Raw genomic sequence first — 20,779 nt, forward strand, 5'->3', positions numbered from 1 at the left:
GTCCATAGTGGCACCGCGGCCCGGGCTCGTCAAACTCATTTGCGCTGAGCGTGGCGCCGTCGCCGGGCCCGGTTCGATCGCCCGACTCCTCACTCGCGCCGTCCCGGCGCTCACCGTCGCCGGGCCCGGTTCGATCGCCCGACTCCTCACTCGCGCCGTCCCGGCGCTCACCGTCGCCGGGCCCGGTTCGATCGCCCGACTCCTCACTCGCGCCGTCCCGGCGCTCACCGTCGCCGGGCTAGGCTCGGCGAGATGACCACAACGCTGCAGGATCCCCGGGTCGCTTCGACGCTCGACCGCATGTACGCCGAGTCGACGAACCAGATGTCGCTGTTGCGCGAGCGGCGTGGCACGTTCGATCAGCCGATGACCGCCCGGGAGCGCGCCGAGGCGATGAGCGAGTTCTACATCCCCGTGACGCCCGAAGCCGGCCGGCTGCTGTATTCACTGGTGCGCGCCACCCGCCCGGCCACCGTCGTCGAATTCGGGATGTCCTTCGGCATTTCCGCCGTTCACCTGGCGGCGGCGGTGCGTGACAACGGCAGCGGCCGGGTGGTGACCACCGAGCTCAGCGAGACCAAGATCGCGGCGGCGACGAAGACGTTCGCCGAGACGGGCCTGGACGATGTGATCACGATTCTCGAGGGCGACGCCCTGACCACGCTGGAAAGCGTGGACGGAGCAGTCGATTTCCTGCTGCTCGACGGTTGGAAGGATCTGTACCTGCCCGTAATCGAGTTGCTGGAGCCCCGGCTTTCCACGGGTGCGTTGGTCATCGCCGACAACGCCAGCTCAGCCGACATGGCGCCGTATCTCGACCGCGTACGCGACCAGGCCAACGGCTACGTCAGCTTCAACTTTCAAGTCCGCGACAGCGACAGCATGGAAATCAGCTGCCGCACGGGCAATTAGAAGAATTACCGCAGCGATTCCTCGAGCCACGGCGTCAGCCACTTCACCCCTTCCGGGGTCAGGTGCACGCCGTCGCTGCGCACCTTGATGCCGTCGACCTTGGCGGTATAGACACCGTCGGGGCACAGCTTCTTGTTCAGGTCGAGGATCGCGACATTTGGATGGTGGCTGACAGTCTTGCGCAACATGGTGTTCCAGAGGTTGACGCGGTCCGGCTGGTCCTCGGGATAGAGCCGGCCGTCCGGCTTTTCACCGCCGCGGCTGTAGGGCACGGTCGCCACCACCACCCGCACGCCGGTGGAACCGGCGATGGTCAGCGCCCGCTCGAGCTCGCCGTTGAGGTAGGCGTCGAAGGTCGGGTCGCCGATGTGGGTCCACTGGCCCTCGTTGACGCGGTCCACGGTTTCCCAGCGGCCGATGATCAGCAGCGCGACATCCGGCTGGTCCTGGCTGACCTGCCTCGCCCAGCGGATCGGCCAGCCGTCGCATTCGGAGCGCTGCTCGAGGGTCTGACCCACATACCGGTACGGGGTGCCGCGCACCAGGCTGCATCCGATGACGGTGTGGTCGAGGAACGCGAATCCCGGTGTCGGCGGCAGGTAGTGCATCCACGTCCACCCGATCGAATCACCGAACACCGAGACGGTGAACGGCCGATTAGGATCGCGCGGCCGGCTTTCGCCAGGCGGCGACGGTGAGACCGCGGCGACCGCCGAGACGCCGGGCGGCAAGCCCGCCTCACGCAGCCCGGGGCCGGTTCCGACCGGAACCACCAACAGCGTCACCGCCGCGGCGCTGCCCACGGTTGCCGCCGCCAACGGCAGCAGCGGCACCCGCGCCGGGCGCCAGCGCCGGATGGGCTGCTCGAGCACCCAATACGACGCAGCGGCCACCGCCACCGTGGCGGCGCACCGGGCGGCGAACAACGGCAGCCCGGACCATCCGGTGCGTTCGCCGTTGAGCGTTAAGAAGATTGGCCAGTGCCACAGGTAGACCCCGTAGGAGATGGTCCCGAGCCACACCAGCGGCGGCAACGCGAGCGCGCGGGCGACGATGCCGCGTTGCTCCGAAGCGACCGGGGCGATGACGACGACGGCCGCGATCGCGACGCCGATCAGCAAGCCGTGTCGGAATTCGCCGCTGGCACCGGTGGCGTAGTGGGTCGCGGCAGCCAGCCCCGCCAAACCCAGCAGCGGCAGAATCCGGGCGGCGCGCCGGCCCCACCGCGTGCGGATCATGCACCAACCGCGGTTCATCGACGGCCAATCCCGCACCAGCAGGGCCGCCGCCGCCGCGCCGACCAGCAGTGCCTGCGCGCGGGTGTCGGTGCCGAAGTAGATCCGGTCGCGGGTGGCGTCGGAGGCCATGACGATGGCGAGCGCCGCGGACGCCAACGCCCCCAGCGTGGCGATCAGGAAAATCGCGAAGCGCACCCCGCCGACGGTGGCCCGGGTGAAGCGGCGCCTCGCGCGCGCGGCCAGCGACACCGCGACCGCGATCAGCAGCAGCGGCCAGACGAAGTAGTACTGCTCCTCCACCCCGAGCGACCAGGTGTGCTGCAGCGGCGACGGCGGTGCGCCCTGGGTGAAGTAGTCGGTTTTCTGGGCGACGAACCGCCAGTTCGCCATCCACACGAACGCGGCGATGGCGTCGTCGCGCAGACCGGTGAGCGACCGCTCGGGCAGCAGCTGCCGGGCCGCCGCCACGGTGAGCACCATCAACACCAACGCCGGCAGCAGCCGCCGCGCCCGCCGGATCCAGAAGCCGGTGAGCTCGATGCGGCCGGTGCGCCCGAGCTCGTCGAGCAGCAGCGATGTGATGAGAAATCCGGACAGGACGAAGAAGACGTCGACGCCGATGAATCCGCCGCTGACCCCGGGGATGCCGCCGTGCCCGATGAGCACCAGCGCTACCGCGATCGCGCGCAGGCCGTCGAGCGCGGGGATTCCGCTGCGCCGCTCCGGCCGGTCCCAAACCGCCAGCCGGCCCACCCGGCGCACGGGTGCGACCCATCGGGGCCGAGTACGACGCGCCGGTGCGGGGTGAGACCCGCCCGGCTCGGTGCTCGCCGTCAACGCGCCGTGACTACCATCCCGCCCGGCGCCATGGTTGATGCCGATACGTCGCTGCCCCTCCTCGTGAACGGAGCCAGCTTAAGGGCGGACCTACGGGATCGCGTGGAGGACACGCAACGGTTTTGCGCCGCGGCGCGTGCGGATTTCGGGGTCGGGCATCAGGCCTTGTCGGGCGCGTAGCCCAGGGTGCTCTTGACCTCCAGATACTCGTGGAAGCCGAAGTCGCTCCATTCGCGGCCATTGCCGCTGCGCTTGTAGCCGCCGAACGGGGCGTTCATGTCGAACGCGTGGTTGATCGTCACCCATCCCGCGCGGATCCGGCGGGCGACGGCGCGCGCCGTGTCGAGATCGGCCCCGGAAACATAGCCGGCGAGGCCGTATTCGGTGTCGTTGGCGATCGCGACGGCCTGGTCGATGTCGTCGTAGCCGAGGATGCACAGCACCGGCCCGAAGATCTCCTCGCGCGCGATCGCCATCTCGTTGGTGACGTGCGCGAAGACGGTCGGCTTGACGTAGTACCCCGAGTCCAGCCCGGCGGGCCGGCCCGGGCCGCCCGCGACCACGGTGGCGCCCTCGTCGATGCCCTGCTGGATCAGGCGCTGGACCTTCTCGAACTGTGCCCTCGACGCCACCGGCCCGATCGCCGTCGCGTCGGCGCTGCCCACCTGGACTTGCTCGGCTACCTCGCGCGCGATCGAAATGGCCTCGGCCATCCGTGAATTCGGCACCAGCATGCGCGACGGCGCGTTACAACTCTGCCCGGAGTTCGGCATCATGTTGGCCACACCGGCGCGGACGCCGTCGGCGAAGCCACCGTCGTCGAGGACGATATTGGGGCTTTTGCCGCCGAGTTCCTGGGTCACTCGCTTCACCGTCGGGGCGGCGTACTTGGCGACCTCGATGCCGGCGCGCGTGGACCCGGTGAACGACACCAGGTCGATGTCGGGATGGCTCGCCATTGCCACGCCCACGCCCGCGCCGTCGCCGTTGACGAGGTTGAACACCCCGGCCGGCACGCCCGCGGCGGCCAGGATCTCGGCGAAGATGTAGGGCGAATACGGCGCGACCTCAGAGGGTTTCAGGACGACCGTGCAGCCGGTCGCCAACGCCGGGTACACCTTGACCGCGACCTGATTGATCGGCCAGTTCCACGGCGTGATCAAGCCGCAGACACCGATAGGCTCCTTGGCGATCAGGGTCTGTCCGCGTTGTTCGGAAAACGGGAAGTTCTTCAGCACGTCGATGGCCGTGGTGAGGTGGCCGATGCCGAGGAAGACCTGCGGGCCCGCGGCCAGCGACGGCGGCGCCCCGATCTCCTCGGTAACCGCCTCGGCGAGGTCGTCCGCGCGCTTCTGGTATTCGGCGAGGATGGCCTGCAACAGGTCCAGGCGCTGTTCGCGGGTGCTCTGCGACCAGCCGGCGAAGGCCCGCCGAGCGGCCTGGACCGCCACGTCGACGTCGGCCGCCGACCCCAGCGAGATCTTGCCGGAAACCTGCTCGGTCGCCGGGTTCTCCACCTCGAAGGCGTTGGGCCGCACCGGGTCGACCCACTGTCCGTCGATGTAGAACTTCAGGTATTCGCGCATGACATCATCCTCTTCTTACTGAGTGCCTTCGGCATACCAGGTCCGGAATCGGTCGTACTTGGGCATCTCCTCGGAGTTGGCCTTCGGATCGATGCACACATGCACGACGCCGACTTTGCCACTGGCGTAGGCGCGGGCGATCGCCGGGCCGATCTCGGATTCCTTCTCGACGTACTCGCCGTGGCAACCGAAGCCCTCCGCAACCTTGTCCACCCGGACGTCCTTGCTCCAGTGCACCCCGGGCTGCGGTGACGGCTGGGCGAAGGTGCGCTTGTACACACCCACTTCCAAGCCCCACTGATGGTCGACGCCCACCACGCACACCAGCGGAAGGTTCTGCCGCGCAGCGGTTTCCAGCTCGGCGATATGGAAGAGGAACGCCGAATCGCTGGTCAGCAGCATCACCGGACGGTTGCCACCCTCGGCCACCGACGCTCCAACGGCGTACGGCAAACCGGTGCCCAGGTGGCCGAAGTTCTGGTTCCAGATCACGTCGCGCGGCTTGGACTGCGAGTAGGTCCACTGGAAGATCACGGTCGCGCCGCCGTCGCGCACCAGGATGCCGTCGTCGAGCTCGTTGAACGCCTTGGTGGCCTCGACGACGTAGCGCGCCGGGTGGATCGGCGAACGGCCCGACGGCGCGCTCTCGGCGAGCTGAGCGAGCTCCTCGGCGTCGGCCTTGACCAACTTCTCGAGGTTGGCCGCCGGGGTGCGCGGCGTGTCGCGGAGCGCGTCGACGAGCTGCGGCACGACGCCGCGCAGATCGCCGACCAGCGGCACGTCGAACTGGCGATTGACGCCGATGGCGGCCGGGTCCTGCTCGACGTACACCCATTTGCGGTTCGCGTCGTTGTCCGCCCAATGTTGGGTCCGGCCGTAGTGCATGGGCTCACCGAGTTCGGTTCCCAGCGCGACGCAGAGGTCGGATTCCTCGACCGCCTCGTTGGCGGCCGGGGAGAACAGGTAGGGGAAGGTCCGGTCCTGCAGACCCGGGATGTACGACGTACCCCCGGAGGTCTGGATGACCGGGCAGGCCATCAAGTCCGCGAGCTCCTTGACCGCGGGGCCGGTGCGCGACGTGTGCACGCCGTGGCCCACCAACAGAATCGGGCTCTTCGCTTCGCGAATCAGCTTCGCGGCCTTGGCGATCTCCGGGGCGCCTGCCCCCTGGTTGACCAGGCGATACCGGTGGGGCGGCAGCGGATCGGCCACGTTGAGCTCTTCGAGGATGACGTGCGACGGGTATTCGACGTAGACCGGGCCGGGGGTGCCGGACATGGCCTGGCGGATCGCCTCATGGATGATCTCGTCGGTCTGGTCGGCGTACTCGATCGAGCTGCTGTACTTCACCGACGCCGCGAAAAGCGGTTCCTGGCGGACGAATTGGATGCGTCCACGCCGCACCCGGCGCTCGGTGATGCGGGCGCGCTGGCCGCCGAGGAAGATCACCGGCGAGTTCTCGACGAGAGCGCACTGGATCGCTCCCGCCATGTTGGCCATGCCGGGGCCGAGCGTGCCGATGCACAGGCCGGGCCTGCCCGTCATCCGCGACGCCGCCTCGGCCATGAAACCCGCGCTCAATTCGTGATGCGGTGCGACCACCGACCAGCCGCGAGCCTCGGCCTCGGCGAACATGTGCACGAAGTTCGGGTCCGGAATGCCGAACAGTGTGTTGATGCCCTCGGCCTCGAACAGGTCGAGGATGCGTTTGTAGACGGGCACGGCCATGGTGGAAAACTCCTTTACTAGCAATAAATTTCAATGAGCAAGCGTTATCCGGGGTTCGCGTCGACCGCCAGACCCAGCTCGTCGAGGACCGCGGCGGTGTCGGCGCCGAGTTCTGGTGCCGGACCTGCGACGCGGCCCGGTGTCTGGGAGAACCAGGTGGGCACTCCCGGGAAGCGCACCGGTCCGTGCGGGGTGTCCACCGTCTCGAACATCCCGACGGCATTGAGATGCGGATCGTCGAACAGCGCGCCGGGCGTGTTCAGCGGCGCGGCCGGTATCTCGAGTTCCCGCAGGAGCTCCAACCACTGGGCGGTAGTGCGCTCCTTCATCGTCTCGGCCAGTAGCCCGTAGACCGTGTCGATTTCGCGGGCCCGCTGTTCCAGCGTCGCGTACAGCTCGCTGGCCCACGGCGGCTGCACGGCTGTCATGAACGCGTTCCAGTGCTTGTCGTTGTAGATCAGCGCGGCGATGTAGCCGTCGCTGGTGCGGTACGGGCGGCGGTTGGGCGCCACCGTGCGCGGATACACCGCGGGTCCCAGCGGGGGATCGAACAGGGCGCCGTTGGCGTGTTCGACGAGCATGAACGACGCCATGGTTTCGAACATGGCGACCTCGACCTCTTGCCCCTGCCCGGTGCGTTCGCGGTGGAACAACGCCATCATCGTGGCGTAGAGCGCCGTCAATCCGGCGATCTTGTCGGCCATGATGGTGCCGACGTAGTCGGCCTCGCCGGTCAACTGCTGTTGCACCGCAGGCAGGCCGCATTCGGCCTGGATGGTGTCGTCGTAGGCCGGGCGATCGCGATCGGGCCCACGTCGCCCGTACCCGTAGCAATTGGTGTAGACGACCTGCGGGTTGATCGCGGCGACGTCGTCGTAGCCGAAGCCGAGCTTGGCGATCGCCTTGGCGCGCATCGAGTGGATGAACACGTCGGCGGTCTCGACCAGAGCACGCAACGCCCGTGTTCCGGCGTCGGTCTGCAGGTCCAGCACGATGCCGCGCTTGCCCCGGTTGACGTTGACGAACACCCCGCTCATGCCCGGCGCGGGGCCCACCGAGATGTAGCGGGTGTTATCGCCTTGGGGCGGTTCGACTTTGATCACGTCGGCGCCCATGTCGGCCATGATCTGGGTGCAGTAGGGCCCCATCACCATCGCGGTGAGATCGATGACGCGCACGCCGGCCATGGGGCCCGTGGGGCTAGCCATTGAGCGCTCCTTGGTGCCCCGACCTGTGCGCCAGATCGAAGCTGTAGCGGATGTGCTCGTTGTGGCCATCGGGAACGACCGGGAAGATGAGCGGCGCCTCGACGTAGCGGATCGCGTCCAGATGGCTGCCGACGTCCTCGATCGTCCACGACGACCGGCACACCCCCGGGCTTTCGGCGACCACCGCGCGGGCAACCCGCCCAGCCAGCGCGATGAACAGTTCACCGGTCACCGAGCAGGATTCGTGCGCGAGCCAGCCCACCACGGGCGCAACGAGTTCCGCGCCCATCGGCGGGTAGGCCGACGTGTCGATGCCTTCGGCCATGCGCGTCACCGCCGCCGGCACGATCACGTTGCACCGCACGCCCTCGGCCGCCCCTTCGAGCGCGGCGACATTGGACAACCCGATCACACCCGCCTTGGCGGCCGCATAGTTGGCCACGCCATGGTTTCCGTACAGGCCGCCGATCGACGACGTCAGCACGATGCGCCCATAGCCCGCCGCGCACATCAGCGGAAACGCCGGGCGCACCACGTTGAACGCGCCGCGCAGGTGCACGTCGAGCACGGCGTCGAAGTCCTCGTAACTCATCTCCTTCAGCGAGCCGCGACGGACGCTGCCGGCGTTGTGCACCAAGATGTCGATGCGGCCGTAGTGCTCGATCGCGGTCGCGATGATCGCGTCGCCGCCCTCGGCGGTCGCGACCGACGCGCTGCACGCGACGGCCTGTCCGCCCGCCGCGGTGATCTCGGCAACCACCTGCTCGGCCGGGCCGGCGTCGACCCCGGCGCCGTCGAGGGCGCCGCCGACGTCGTTGACGACCACCTTCGCCCCGCGCGAGGCCAGCAGTTGCGCGTACGCGCGACCCAACCCGCGGCCGGCCCCGGTCACCACGGCAACACGGCCGTCGAATCGCAATCGCGCTGAAAGGGTTTCGCTCAAGTTCCGAGCACCAACCCGTCCAGGTCGCCCTTGTCGCGCCACACCCGCAGCAGGTCCTCGAAGGCGTAGAAGCCGGGGCCGTACGGTTCGCCCAGGTGCGACCGGATGCCCTCTCCCCCACCGCCGCCTTCGTTGTTGTAGTAGCCGGGCGTGCATTGGGCGTCGAACGCCGAATTGTCGACCGCGGTCTCCCGGATCGTCGCGCACCACTGCTCCTGCGCCGCCTGGCTGGGCTCGACGGTCCTCGCCCCTCTCTTCAACGCCTCGGCGATGATGTAGGCGATGTGCTCGCCCTGCAGCTCGTAGTTGGCGGCGATGTTGGCGGAGATGCCGACCTGGGTGAAACCGGTATAGAACTGGTTCGGGAATCCGCGGCTGGTCATCCCGTGCAGCGTCTGGTAACCGTCGCGCCAATAGTCGAACAGCGACAGACCGTCGCGCCCCTCGATCTCCATGGAGTAGCGGCGGCTGATCTCGGTGGTGATTTCGAAGCCGCTGGCATAGATGATGCAGTCGACTTCGTACTCGACGCCGCCCGCCACCAGTCCCTTCTCCGTGATCCGCTCCACGCCTTTGGAATCGGAGACGTCGACGAGGGTGACGTTGGGGCGGTTGAACATCGGCAGGTACTCGTCGTTGGACAGCGGCCGCTTGCACAGGAACCGGTAGTAGGGCTTGAGCGCCTCGGCGGTCTGCGCATCCTCGACGATCACGTCGATGCGACGGCGCAGCCGCTCCATCAATTTGTAATCCTCTTCCTCGCGGATCGCCATGAACTGTTCGGGGGTCAGCGACGCGGGGTCGTCCAGCGCGAGCACCCGGGCCGCGGTGTTGCGCCCGAGCTCGGTCCAGAAGTCGCACACCAGATCCGGCTGACCCAGCGCCATGCCCTCGAACGTCCAGGAGTGGAAGTTGCGTTGCCGTTCCCGCTGCCAGCCCGGCTGCAACGACTTCGCCCACTCCGGGTCGGTCGGCGCGTTGTTGCGTTGGTCGACGGTCGAGGGGGTGCGCTGAAAAACGTAGAGGTGCTGGGCGTCTCGGCCCAGGAACGGGACGATCTGGATCGCGGTGGCGCCGGTGCCGATGACGGCGACCCTTTTGTCAGCGAGCTTGTGCAGGTTGCCGCCGCTGTTTCCGCCGGTGTAGTCGTAGTCCCACCGCGACGAGTGGAACGCGTGGCCCTTGAAGTCCTTGATCCCCGGGATGCCCGGCAATTTCGGCCGGTGGAAGGGACCCGATGCCAGCACCACGAACCGGGCACGGATGTCGTCGTCGCGGTTGGTGCCGATGCGCCAGCGCTTGATTTCCTCGTCCCAACGCAGGTCGCGCACCTGGGTGGAGAAGATCGCCGAATCATAGAGCCCGAAGTGTTTGCCGATGTTCCGGCAGTGCTGGTAGATCTCGGCACCGTCCGCGAATTTCTTCGACGGCATGAAGTCGAGCTCTTCGAGAAGTGGTATATAGCAGTAGGATTCGTTGTCGCACTGGATGCCGGGATACCGATTCCAGTACCAGACGCCGCCGAAGTCCCCGCCCAGCTCGATGACGCGGACGTCGTCGACGCCCGCCTTCTTCAGGTAGGCCGCCGACAGCAGGCCCCCGAAGCCGCCGCCCAGGACCGCGACGTCGATGTCCTCGCAAATCGGGTCGCGCGGCGTGGTCGGAGTGTAGGGGTCGACCTCGTAGTAGCCGGCGAAATCGTCCTCCAACTCGATGTACTGCTTGGAACCCTCCTTGCGCAGCCGCTTTTCGCGCTCCAGCCGGTACTTCTCGCGCAGCGTGGCGACGTCCACGTCGTCGGGCGTGGCGGTGGGCCCGCAGTTGTCCTGGTACATGGTCATGCCGAGGGCGACTCCTTGCGTGGAAGTTCCTGGGGCTCACCGGCACCCATGTATCTCGATAATTGGTAGTGCAAGTTGACGGTGCTGCGTTCGCGGTACGGGTTGGGCTTGGTGCCGGGGAAGCCGAGCGACTTCATGCCCTGCTGCACCGCGGCCATATTGGAGAAGTCCTGCGGCAGGACCGACCGCCACCGCGGGTCGCCGACCGGCGTGTACTCCCATTCCGTCTGGGGCTCTTGGCCGTTCGGATACAGCTCGAACACCGACACCTCGAAGATGCACTTGTCGGGGTTGTAGCTGGGGTGCGGCCGTGCGCCGTAGCACAGGGCGCTGGTCAGACCCTGCCCGATCTGGAAGTTCGGAAAGATCTGCCACGCGGTGCCGGCCTGGCCCAGAATGTCGGCAGGGATCGTGGGCCACACCACGCCGCGGGCCTCGTCGTCGCGGCGCGCCGACGCCAGCCAATGCTCGAGGACCTTGTCGGCCGGGGTGCCCTCGGGCAACTCGTCGACCAGTCGCTTGGCCGCGTTCACCAGGGTCTGGGTGGTGGTGGCGTTGGTTTCCTCCATCGTGTACACCTGCATCTCCGCGGTGGACACCCGCGGATCGGCGCCGATGCCCAGGCGGATCTTGGACTTGGTGGCCTCCATGTCCTCTGGGGCGTCGTAGCCGATGTTGCTGTGTCTGCCTTGGGCTTTCGCCCAACCCTTGAACTCGCCGAACTTATTGAATTCGGGGTGCGTGGTGTAGACGTGGTAGGTCTCGTTGAAGGCCTCCAGCGCGACTTTCCAATTGCAGTCGAAGGACAGCCACTTGCGCCATTTGTAGCGCATGTTTTCCAGGCCGAACGGGTCGAGGATCTTCGCGGCGGGGAACAGGTAATCGGCCAGTGGTTCGCAATCGGGGTCCATGTTGATCCACAACCAGCCGCCCCACGTGTCGACCCGCACCGGCCGAAGGTGGGTGTTGTCCGGGGTGAGCGCGTCCTGCCAGTCCTGTTGTTCGCGGATATGCGTGCACGCCCCGTCCAGGCCGTAGGTCCAGCCGTGAAAGCCGCAGACGAACGACTTTCGGGTGCGCGCGCAGGCGTTCTTGGCGCCCTCGGGGGTGTCGATCAGCCGGCGGCCGCGGTGCATGCACACGTTGTGGTGGGCGTGAAATTCTCCTGCTCCGGTGCGCACCACGATGATCGAGTCGTCGAGGATGTCGTAGGTCAGGTAGCTGCCCACCTCAGGCAGCTCCTCGACCCGGCCCACCTGCTGCCACACCCTGCGCCACAGCTTGTCGCGCTCGGCGCGGGCGTACTCCTCGGAGATGTAGGCCTCGACACCGATCGTCATCGGCGCCGAAAGCTCCTCGGCCCCCGTAGAATTCGTGCCCTTGGCGAGGTCGGTCATGCCATCCTCCTAATTGCCGCCCGGAAGGATTCGTCTTTGAGGAATAGCGACGTGTTGTCGGCGCCGAGGTGGCTCCACTTGAGGTCCAGCCCGCCGTCGACGAGCAGCGTCTGGCCGGTGATGTAGCTCGACATTTCCGAGAGCAGAAAAAGGATGGCGCCGGCCTGCTCCTCGGGCCTGCCCCGCCGACCCATGGCGATCGCCTGACGATCCCGCTCGGGGTCCTCGTCGACGTAGGTGCGCGAGGCCGCCGTCTCGGTGACGCCGGGCGCCACGGCATTCACCCGGATTCCCGCCTGCGCCAATTCGACGGCCATCGTGCGGGTCATCGCGGTGATCGCGGCCTTGGCGGTCCCGTAGGCGATGTGGAACGGCGCGGTGTTCATGCCGCTGATCGAGGAGATCGACACGATCGACCCCGGCTGTTGGTGCGCGACGAGTTCGGCCGCCACGGCCTGACTCATGAAGAACGCCGTTTCGAGGTTGTCGGCGAAGATCTTGCGCCAGTCGCCGCGCGTCACCCGCGTCGACGGCATCCACGTCGACGGCTCGGCGCCGCCGGCGACATTGACCAGGCCGTACAACGTCCCGTCGGCGCGGCGCGCGTGGTCGATCACCGTGGCGATGCCGTCGTCGGTGGATGCATCGGCCGCGACGGGCACCACGGCCAGCCCGTGGGCGGCCAGCGGGGCGATGTGCTCGTGGAGGTTTTCCTTCGATCGGCTCACCGCGATCACGGTCGCTCCCGCGCGGGCGGCCATGGCCGTGACGGCCGTGCCGATGCCGCCGCCACCCGCGCCGGACACCACGACGATGCGGCCATCCAGCCTGAAGTGCCCGAATTGATCGTCCATGACCTGCTTTCGCCCGCCGCCGGCGCGGTCCAGCGCCGACAAGCGGGATCTGCCTAGTTTGTCCGGACAAGATATGGCATTCTGTCCCTGCGAGAACACTATTCCGACCCGTGGACTTCGCTGTCAAGGTCGGGCCGGAACGCGGCGGCAGCTATTGTCTGGACTACGAGGAATTGATAACGTCCAGCCCAACCGGCTGACGGAAGGACCTCGGCGAGCATGTCCATTTCAAGGGCGCTCTCAACGCAGCCCTCGCGGTACTCAGCCCCAGACCCCGTCGACGTCGCGCCGGGCTGGGAGCTCGAACGGGTCACCGCGCCCAGCCGCCTGTTCGGCGCCAACGGGCTGCGCACCGGTCCCGACGGCCGCATCTACATCGCTCAGGTGACCGGCAGCCAGATCAGCGCGCTGGACCACCGCACCGGGGAACTGGTGATCGCCAGCCCCAAAGGGGGCGACATCGTGGCGCCCGACGACGTCGCGTTCGACCCCGGCGGCAACCTGTACGCGACCGAGGTGATGGACGGCCGGGTGAGCGTCCGCGAGACCGGCGGTCGGACGCGGGTACTGCGCGACGACGTGCCGTCGGCCAACGGCATCACGTTCCACGGCGGCCGGTTGTTCATCGGTGAATGCCGTGAGGGCGGACGCCTGCTGGAGTTCGACCTGTCGGGCGGCCCGCCACGGGTGCTGTTGGAGAACGTGCCCTCACCGAACGCGATGGAGGTCGGTCCCGACGGCCTGCTGTACTTTCCAGTGATGGGCGCCAACGAAATCTGGCGCGTCGACCCCGAGGGCGGCGAACCACACTGCGTCGCGGGCGATCTCGGCGTGCCCGACTCCGTCAAATTCGACGCCCACGGCTACCTCGTCTCGACACAGGTCGCCAGCGGGCAGGTGCTGCGCATCGATCCCCGCACCGGCGAGCGCCGCGTGCTCGCCCAGCTGAACCCGGGCCTGGACAACTGCACCTTCGTCGGCGACCAGCTGTTCGTCTCCAATTTCACCGGCGAGATCACGCAGATATCGCCCGACGGCACAACGGTTTCCGTGCTGCCGGGCGGGCTCAACTGGCCGATGGACCTGGCCGTAGGTCACGACGGACAGCTCTACATCGCCGACGGCACGTACTTCTACGTCGCGCTGCCCGACGGCTCGCTGCACACCGCGGGAATGTTGTTCAGCCCCGGTTATCCCGGCTTCCTGCGCGGCGTCGCCGCGAGCGGGTCCGGCGAATTCATCGTCACGACGTCGGGCGGCCAGGTCGCCCGCTACCGGCCCGAAGCCAACGAAACCGAGGTGCTGGCGGACGGTTTCGACCAGCTCTACGGTGTCGCGGTGGGCCCGGGCGGCGTGGTGGTTGCGGAGTTGGGGACCGGGCGGGTGCTGTCGCTGCGGTCGGGGGGCGTCGACGTGCTGGCGACCGGTCTGCGTGACCCGGTCGGGGTCGCGATCGATGCCGACGGGACGTGTCTGGTGGCCGAGGCCAGAGCCGGGCGGGTGGTCAGGCTTGCCGGGCCGACGCCCGACACCGTCGTCGCCGATCTGCAACGGCCGCAGGGCATTCTGGTGCGCGACGGTGTGCTCTACGTGGTCGATGCCGGCGCCAAGGAGTTGGTCGCCGTCGATCTCGCCGGCCACGCGCGCCAGACGATCGCGTCGGGGCTGCCGGTCGGTCCCCCGCCGGGCGTGACGCCCAAGCCGCTGCGGGGGATGCCGCCGTTTTCCGGGCCCCAGGGACCGTTCGCCGGCATCACGGCGGCGGCCGACGGGACGCTGTACATCTCGGCCGACGGCGAGGGCAGCGTGCTGGCTGTGCGCCCGGCGGGGCGCGGCCGCTGATGTCCCAGGCGATCGCGGGCGACCACCGCTATCTCCAGATCGCCCGCACGCTGCGCAAGGAGATCGTCGACGGGGTCTATCCGGTGGGATCGCAGCTGCCGACCGAGCACCAACTGTGTGAGCGATTTGCGGTGAGCCGCTACACCGTCCGCGAGGCGCTGCGCCGGCTGCGGGAGGACAACCTGGTCGCGTCGCGGCCGCGGGCGGGCACCCGGGTGGTCCCCCGGCCGGCGTCGAGTTCCTATGCCCAGGACGCGATGTCGATCGACGACCTGCTCGCGTTCGCGGCCGGCGCGCAGCTCACCATCGAATCCAACGCGATGGTGACGATCGACGACGACCTCGCCGCGCGGACCGGGCTCGAGCCGGGCACGCAGTGGCTCTCGGTGCGGGGCTACCGGCAGGCCGACGGCGCGTCGGTGCCGATGTGCCGAACCGAGTACTACATCAGCCGCAGTTTCGCTGCGGTCGGCAGACTGCTGCAACGCCATGCCGGACCGATCTTCCCGTTGATCGAGGATCTGTTCGGCGTGAGCGTCTCGCAGTTGCACCAGGAGATCGCGGCCGTCCTGTTGTCGCCGGAACTGGCCGACGGTCTCGGCGTGGAAGCGGGAACGGCCGCGCTGCAGATGCGGCGCACCTACACGACCTCCGACGGTGAGGTGGCCCAGGTGACGATCAACACCCACCTGTCGTCGAGGTTTCGGTACGCGATGACCATGCGCCGCGTCACCGGTCAGGCCGGTTGAGTTGATCGCCCGGGCCCGCCACGACGCGGCGCATGCGTCAGAGGCCTACCGGCGCGGACTGTGGGTGCACACCACGCTGGCCGATTCGCTGCGCGCGGCCACTGAGGCATCGCCACGGCGAACAGTGCTGGTGGACAAGGGCGTTCGACTGGACTGCGCCACGCTGTCCGCGCAGGCCGGTGCGCTGGCGGGCGCCCTGCTGGAGCGCATGCCGACGGGTAGCGTGGTGTCGTTCATGTTGCCGAACTGGCACGAGACCGCCGTCATCTACCTGGCCGCCACCCTGGCCGGCATGGTGGTGAACCCGATCCTGCCGTCGCTGCGCGACCACGACCTGCGCTTCATCCTCGAAGATGCGGGCACCGCAATGATTTTCGTCCCGCACCGACACGGTGGTCACGACTACGCGGCGATGCTCGAACGGGTGGCGGCCGCGATGAACCCGGCGCCCGAGGTGGTGGTGCTGCGCGGCTCCGAGACCGGTCCGTACACCCGCTATCCCGACCTGCTGGGCCCTGCGCCGGGCGCCGGCACGCTTCCGGCCCTCGATCCCGACGCCGTGCGGATGATCCTGTACACCTCCGGGACCACGAGCCGCCCCAAAGGCGTCCTGCACACCCACAATTCGCTGCACGCCCTCATCTGCCAGCTCCGCGACCACTGGAACATCGATCCGGGCGACACGTTCCTGGTCCCCTCACCGGTCGCCCACATCGGTGGCTCGATCTATGCCTTCGAATGCCCGCTGCTGCTGGGCACGACCGCGGTCCTGATGGACCGATGGGATCCGGCGCAGGCGGTCGCCCTGATGGATGCCGAGCGGTGCACGCACATGGCGGGGGCCACGCCGTTTCTGCAGCAGCTGCTGTCCGCCGCCGAGGGGGCGGGCACCCGCCTGCCCGACCTGAAGGTGTTCATCTGCGGCGGCGCATCGGTGTCGCCGTCGCTGATCCGCTGCGCCGCACAGTATTTCGAGCGCGCGGTGGTAACCCGCGTGTACGGCTGCACGGAGGTGCCCGTCGCGACCGTCGGCGCACCGCGTCCGGACGAGGCCGAGCGCGCCGCGGACACCGACGGCAGGGCCGGCATCGCCGAGATCAAGCTCGACGCCCACGAATCCGCGCCCGCCGGTGACGGCGAAATCTGCCTGCGCGGCCCGCAGATGCTGGTGGGCTACCGTCATCCCGAAGACGACTCTTTCGATGCCGCAGGCTTTTTCCGCACCGGGGACCTCGGGCGCTGGGTCACGGCCGGCCGCGACGAGAAGTACCTCGTCGTGACCGGCCGCGCCAAGGACGTCATCATCCGCAGCGGCGAGAACATCTCGGCCAAGGAGGTCGAGGACCTGCTCGCCGATCATCCGGACATCGCCGAGATCGCGGTGGTCGGGCTGCCGGACGAGCGCACCGGGGAACGGGCCTGCGCGGTGATCGTTCCCGCGGGCGCGCAGCGCCCGGACGTCGCGAGCCTGCTGGCGCTGTTGGTGAGCAAAGGGGTCGCCAAATTCAAGGCGCCCGAACAGGTCGTGATCACCGATGCCCTGCCGAAGAACGACGCGGGCAAGGTTCTCAAGCATCGGATCCGGGCGGCGCTAACACGGGCGGAGATTCAGGATGGGTGAGATGCAGGTCGCGATCGTCACCGGCGCAAGCAGCGGCATCGGCCTGGGCTGCGCCACCAAACTCGCCGAGATGGGCATGGCGGTCCTCGGCACGGGCCGCGACCAGGACCGGCTGGCCGGGCTGCACACGGCCGTCGGCGATCCGGATCGCGTGGCCACGCTGGCCGTCGACCTCACCGACGACGACGCCCCGCGCCGCATCGTCGAGCTCGCCGTGCAGCGGTGGGGCCACATCGACTTCCTGATCAACAACGCCGGAGTGGGCAGCCCCAAGCCGCTGCACGAAACCGACGACGAAACCCTGGACTACTTCCTGGGTTTGATGCTGCGGGCGCCGTTTCGGCTCGCGCGTGACGTGCTGCCCCACATGAAACCCGGATCGGCCATCATCAATGTGACGTCGACATTCGCGGTCGTCGGCGGCCTGCGGGGCGGGGCCTACTCCGCGGCCAAGGGTGGACTGACCGCGCTGACCACCCACATCGCCTGCCAGTACGGCGCGTCCGGCATCCGCTGCAACGCCGTCGCGCCCGGCGTGACGGTGACGCCGATGGTCGAGAAGCGCTTGGAGGACGAGCGATTCCGCAAGATCAGCACCGAGATGACGCCGCATCAGCGGTTGGGCCGCATCGATGACATCGCCAGCACCGTCGCCTTCTTGTGCTCGCCGGGCGCAAGCTTCATCAACGGCCAGACGATCGTGGTCGACGGCGGCTGGAGCTCGACGAAGTATCTGTCGGAATTCGCGCTGTCCTCGCAATGGATCGAGCGATGAATCTGTTTGCGATGCTCGACCAGGCGGCGAGCCGCCACCCCGACCGCGGCGCGCTGTATCACGGGGCCCGTCGCCTGTGCACCTGGATCGAGCTGCGGGACAGGGCATTACGCCTGGCCGCCTCGCTCCGGCAACAGCACGGGGTTGGTGCCCGCGTCGCGGTCGCCACCCACAACCGCCCCGAGATCGTCGAGTTGATGTTCGCGATCTGGGCCGCCGAGTGTGTCGTCGTCCCCATCAACTACAAGCTGCATCCGCGCGAGATGGTCGAGATCCTCGATGATGCGGGCGCGGTGCAGGTGTTCGCTTCCGCCGCGATCGGCGGCGAACTGGCGCCGATCACCATGACGCCGGTGGAAACCTTTGAGTCCGAGGACTACTCGCGCCGGCACGCCGCCGCGCCATCGGCACCGCCCCGCACCGACCCGTCGGCGCTCGCATGGCTCTTCTACACCAGCGGCACCACCGGTCGATCGAAGGGGGCGATGCTGTCGCACCGCAACCTGACGGCGATGACCGTCGCGCACCTCGCCGACATCGACGCCCCCGACGAGGAGTGCAGCCTCCTGCACGCGGCGCCCATGTCGCACGGCTCGGGCCTCTACGTCCTGCCCTACGTGCTGCGCGCCGCGCGCCAGGTGGTGCCCGCGTCGGGCGCATTCGACCCCGACGAGTTCCTCGATCTGTGCGAGCATCACCCCGGCGGCAGCGCATTTCTCGCCCCGACGATGGTGCAGCGCCTGGTGAACACGGGCCGCGCCCGCCCGGCCAACCTCAAGACGATCGTCTACGGTGGCGGCCCGATGTATGTCGAAAGCCTGCGCAAGGCGATCGCGGCGTTCGGCCCGATCTTCGCCCAGATCTACGGGCAGGGCGAGTCACCGATGACCATCACCGGGCTGCGCCGCGCCGACCACGAATCCGCCGACGACGCCGTCCTGGGGTCGGTCGGCTACGCGCGGTCCGGGATGGACGTCGCCGTGCTGCGCCCCGACGGCGCCCCCGCGCCCGCCGGCGAGATCGGCGAAATCGTGTGCCGCGGCGACGCGGTCATGTCCGGCTACTGGCGTAACCCCGGCGCGACCCGCGCCACCCTCAAAGAGGGCTGGCTCTTCACCGGCGACATGGGCTCGTTCGACGCGCGCGGTCTCCTCACGCTGCGCGATCGCTCGAAGGACGTCGTCATCAGCGGCGGCAGCAACATCTACCCCCGCGAAGTGGAGGAGGTCTTGCTCGAATGCCCCGGGGTCGCGGAGGCGTGCGTACTCGGTGCACCCGACCCCGAATGGGGCGAGGTGGTGGTCGCATTCATCGTCGGCACCGGCGATCGCCTCGACGCCGCGGCGCTGGACGCGCACCTGCTGCGGCGCATCGCGCGCTTCAAACGTCCCAAGCGCTACGAATTCGTCGACGAGCTACCGAAAAACAGCTACGGCAAGGTGCTCAAGCGGGAACTGCGGGCCGCCCTGGCGCCGTGCCCCCCGCCGCGTCAGGAAATCCAGGAGACATCAAGGAGGACGCAATGAAGTGTCGCGCCGCTGTGATCCGCGGGGTCGGCCAGGACTGGGAGATCCGCGAGATCGAGCTGGATCCGCCCCGCGGCGGTGAAGTCCTGGTGCGGATGGCCGTCGCCGGGATCTGCCACTCCGACGACCACCTGTTCACCGGCGACGTCGTGCCGACCCCCGAGGCGCTGGCCGCGAGCGGCCAGCCCGCGCCCGACTGGTTCCCCCTGCTCGGCGGTCACGAGGGCGCCGGCGTCGTCGCGGAAGTGGGACCGGGCGTGACGACGGTCCAACCCGGGGATCACGTGGCGCTCTCCTTCATTCCCGCGTGCGGCAGCTGCCGGTTCTGTGTCAACGGCCAGAGCTATATCTGCGACATCGGCGCGAGTCTGTTCGTGCGGGAAATGCCCACCGACGGAACCTGCCGCCGCCACCTCGGTGACGAAAACCTTTTGGCCTATGGGCAACTCGGCACGTTTGCCGAATACGCGGTGCTATCGGAAAGGTCCGTCATCAAGATCGACGACGCGATCCCGTTCCATGCCGCCTCGCTCGTGTCGTGCGGCGTCAGCACCGGCTGGGGTTCCGCGACCGTCTCGGCGGGCACCGAGCCCGGCGACACCGTGGTGGTCATCGGCGCCGGCGGCGTCGGGATGAACGCCCTGCAGGGCGCACGGGCCGTCGGCGCGAAGTACGTTGTCGCAGTGGATCCTGTTGAGTCCAAGCGCGATTCGGCCAAGTTCTTCGGCGCCACGCACACGGCGGCCTCCGCCGAGGACGCGATACCGCTGGTCAAGGAGATCACCGCCGGCCTGATGGCCGACCGGGTGGTCGTCTGTCCCGGCGTGGTGCACGTGGACTTGGTTGCGTTGGCGATGACGCTGCTTCGCAAAGGCGGGATCTGCGTGCTCACCGGCATCACCCCGTTCACCGAGCCCCCGGTGCCGTTGGTGCTGCAGGAGATGACACTGTCGGCCAAACAGCTGCGGGGGGCGCTGTACGGCGGGATGAATCCGCGCACCAGCGTGCCGATGCTGTTGTCGTTGTATCAGGCGGGCGCGGTGAAACTCGACGAGTTGGTCACCCGCCACTACCGGCTCGACGAGATCAACGAGGCGTTCGTGGACCTGCGCGAGGGCCGCAACATTCGTGGCGTCATCGATTTCGCCGGTGTGTGACTAACCTCGCCGACCGGATTCGAAGTGCCTGCGCATGCCGGCGAGCATCTCGGCGTGCGCCTTGACCGCCTCGCGGATGGTCACCCCCGCCAGAAGTCGCGGCGCGCCTATCCGGATGCGCTCGGTGACGCGGGTGCCGCCGTCGGCCGGCTCGAAGCTCACCGTGCCCCGCAGCCGCACCCCGGGTGACTGATCGGCCTCGGTCAGCACGTCACCGACGGCGGGCACGCGCAGCCGGGCGTGGTAGGCGGTGCGGACGGTGAACGGCCCCAACGGGATTCGGTCGACCACCCGGTAGCTCTGCTGGTAGCCCTCCGGGATTTGGCTGCGGGACAACGTTTCCACGGACACGATCAACGGGTGCACGAGCTTGATGTTGTCCAGGTCCACGTAGAAGTCGCGCACCGCATCGGGCGACGCGGGCACGTGCTCGGACAGCGTCCGCTCGGCATGCACGAACAACAACGACCGAGCCCGCGGATGTAGCGCCACGGCGACATTCTGCCGGTTTTTTCGCCGTGGCGTTACGCTCGGCGCAGGCCAAATAGCGCAGGCCGGGAGCGGA

At 68.3% G+C, this 20,779-nt stretch carries 17 protein-coding genes; 8 read left to right on the forward strand and 9 right to left on the reverse strand.

Going from position 1 to position 20,779, the window contains the following annotated elements; translation table 11 throughout:
- The first annotated feature begins 7 nt into the window (after positions 1-7).
- Positions 8-256, forward strand: coding sequence for a hypothetical protein (locus ACZ50Z_RS21705; protein ID WP_464485395.1), 249 nt, complete (start codon positions 8-10; stop codon positions 254-256).
- Positions 253-912: an O-methyltransferase gene (locus tag ACZ50Z_RS21710; protein WP_464485396.1), complete on the forward strand. Its 660-nt coding sequence runs from the start codon at positions 253-255 to the stop codon at positions 910-912. The genes ACZ50Z_RS21705 and ACZ50Z_RS21710 overlap by 4 nt, the downstream gene beginning before the upstream one ends.
- A 5-nt stretch (positions 913-917) precedes the next feature.
- Here ACZ50Z_RS21710 and ACZ50Z_RS21715 read toward each other — a convergent pair whose 3' ends face one another.
- From ACZ50Z_RS21715 to ACZ50Z_RS21750, 8 genes are all read right to left on the reverse strand, one after another.
- Positions 918-2,912 (reverse strand): acyltransferase family protein, encoded by a 1,995-nt coding sequence (locus ACZ50Z_RS21715; protein WP_464485397.1) that lies wholly within the window; start codon positions 2,910-2,912, stop codon positions 918-920.
- Positions 2,913-3,145: 233 nt separating this feature from the next.
- A complete protein-coding gene (locus ACZ50Z_RS21720; protein WP_464485398.1) occupies positions 3,146-4,573 on the reverse strand; it encodes an aldehyde dehydrogenase family protein in 1,428 nt (475 codons plus the stop codon).
- Positions 4,574-4,588: 15 nt separating this feature from the next.
- A complete protein-coding gene (locus tag ACZ50Z_RS21725; protein WP_464485399.1) occupies positions 4,589-6,301 on the reverse strand; it encodes a thiamine pyrophosphate-binding protein in 1,713 nt (570 codons plus the stop codon).
- A 44-nt stretch (positions 6,302-6,345) separates the two neighbouring features.
- Entirely contained in the window at positions 6,346-7,488 is a 1,143-nt protein-coding gene (locus ACZ50Z_RS21730; protein ID WP_464486348.1) for a CaiB/BaiF CoA transferase family protein, read from the reverse strand.
- A gap of 13 nt (positions 7,489-7,501) precedes the next feature.
- Positions 7,502-8,452: an SDR family NAD(P)-dependent oxidoreductase gene (locus ACZ50Z_RS21735; RefSeq protein WP_464485400.1), complete on the reverse strand. Its 951-nt coding sequence runs from the start codon at positions 8,450-8,452 to the stop codon at positions 7,502-7,504.
- Positions 8,449-10,293 (reverse strand): flavin-containing monooxygenase, encoded by a 1,845-nt coding sequence (locus ACZ50Z_RS21740; RefSeq protein ID WP_464485401.1) that lies wholly within the window; start codon positions 10,291-10,293, stop codon positions 8,449-8,451. Before ACZ50Z_RS21740 ends, ACZ50Z_RS21735 begins: the two co-directional genes overlap by 4 nt.
- Positions 10,290-11,690 carry an aromatic ring-hydroxylating oxygenase subunit alpha gene (locus ACZ50Z_RS21745; RefSeq protein ID WP_464485402.1) on the reverse strand — a complete coding sequence of 467 codons (1,401 nt, stop codon included), beginning with the start codon at positions 11,688-11,690 and terminating at the stop codon, positions 10,290-10,292. The genes ACZ50Z_RS21740 and ACZ50Z_RS21745 overlap by 4 nt, the downstream gene beginning before the upstream one ends.
- Positions 11,687-12,544, reverse strand: coding sequence for an SDR family NAD(P)-dependent oxidoreductase (locus tag ACZ50Z_RS21750; RefSeq protein ID WP_464485403.1), 858 nt, complete (start codon positions 12,542-12,544; stop codon positions 11,687-11,689). Before ACZ50Z_RS21750 ends, ACZ50Z_RS21745 begins: the two co-directional genes overlap by 4 nt.
- Positions 12,545-12,763: 219 nt before the next feature.
- Between ACZ50Z_RS21750 and ACZ50Z_RS21755 the strand changes: the two genes are divergently transcribed.
- From ACZ50Z_RS21755 to ACZ50Z_RS21780, 6 genes are read left to right on the forward strand one after another with little or no spacing between them, the layout of a single operon-like run.
- Entirely contained in the window at positions 12,764-14,386 is a 1,623-nt protein-coding gene (locus ACZ50Z_RS21755; RefSeq protein ID WP_464485404.1) for an SMP-30/gluconolactonase/LRE family protein, read from the forward strand.
- Complete coding sequence (locus ACZ50Z_RS21760) at positions 14,386-15,135, forward strand: GntR family transcriptional regulator (RefSeq protein ID WP_464485405.1); 750 nt, start codon at positions 14,386-14,388, stop codon at positions 15,133-15,135. The genes ACZ50Z_RS21755 and ACZ50Z_RS21760 overlap by 1 nt, the downstream gene beginning before the upstream one ends.
- A 1-nt stretch (position 15,136) precedes the next feature.
- Positions 15,137-16,756 carry an AMP-binding protein gene (locus tag ACZ50Z_RS21765; RefSeq protein WP_464485406.1) on the forward strand — a complete coding sequence of 540 codons (1,620 nt, stop codon included), beginning with the start codon at positions 15,137-15,139 and terminating at the stop codon, positions 16,754-16,756.
- On the forward strand, positions 16,749-17,531 hold the full coding sequence (locus ACZ50Z_RS21770; RefSeq protein WP_464485407.1) for an SDR family NAD(P)-dependent oxidoreductase: 783 nt from the start codon (positions 16,749-16,751) through the stop codon (positions 17,529-17,531). The genes ACZ50Z_RS21765 and ACZ50Z_RS21770 overlap by 8 nt, the downstream gene beginning before the upstream one ends.
- Positions 17,516-19,057, forward strand: a complete 1,542-nt coding sequence (locus tag ACZ50Z_RS21775) for an acyl-CoA synthetase (RefSeq protein ID WP_464485408.1) — start codon at positions 17,516-17,518, stop codon at positions 19,055-19,057. Before ACZ50Z_RS21770 ends, ACZ50Z_RS21775 begins: the two co-directional genes overlap by 16 nt.
- On the forward strand, positions 19,054-20,214 hold the full coding sequence (locus ACZ50Z_RS21780) for an NDMA-dependent alcohol dehydrogenase (protein ID WP_464485409.1): 1,161 nt from the start codon (positions 19,054-19,056) through the stop codon (positions 20,212-20,214). Before ACZ50Z_RS21775 ends, ACZ50Z_RS21780 begins: the two co-directional genes overlap by 4 nt.
- Here the strand turns inward: ACZ50Z_RS21780 and ACZ50Z_RS21785 are convergent, their stop codons facing one another.
- Positions 20,215-20,706, reverse strand: coding sequence for an SRPBCC family protein (locus ACZ50Z_RS21785; protein WP_464485410.1), 492 nt, complete (start codon positions 20,704-20,706; stop codon positions 20,215-20,217).
- Between the last annotated feature and the right edge of the window lie 73 nt (positions 20,707-20,779).

Source organism: Mycobacterium sp. NTMscope_MAC_269, assembly GCF_976985695.1.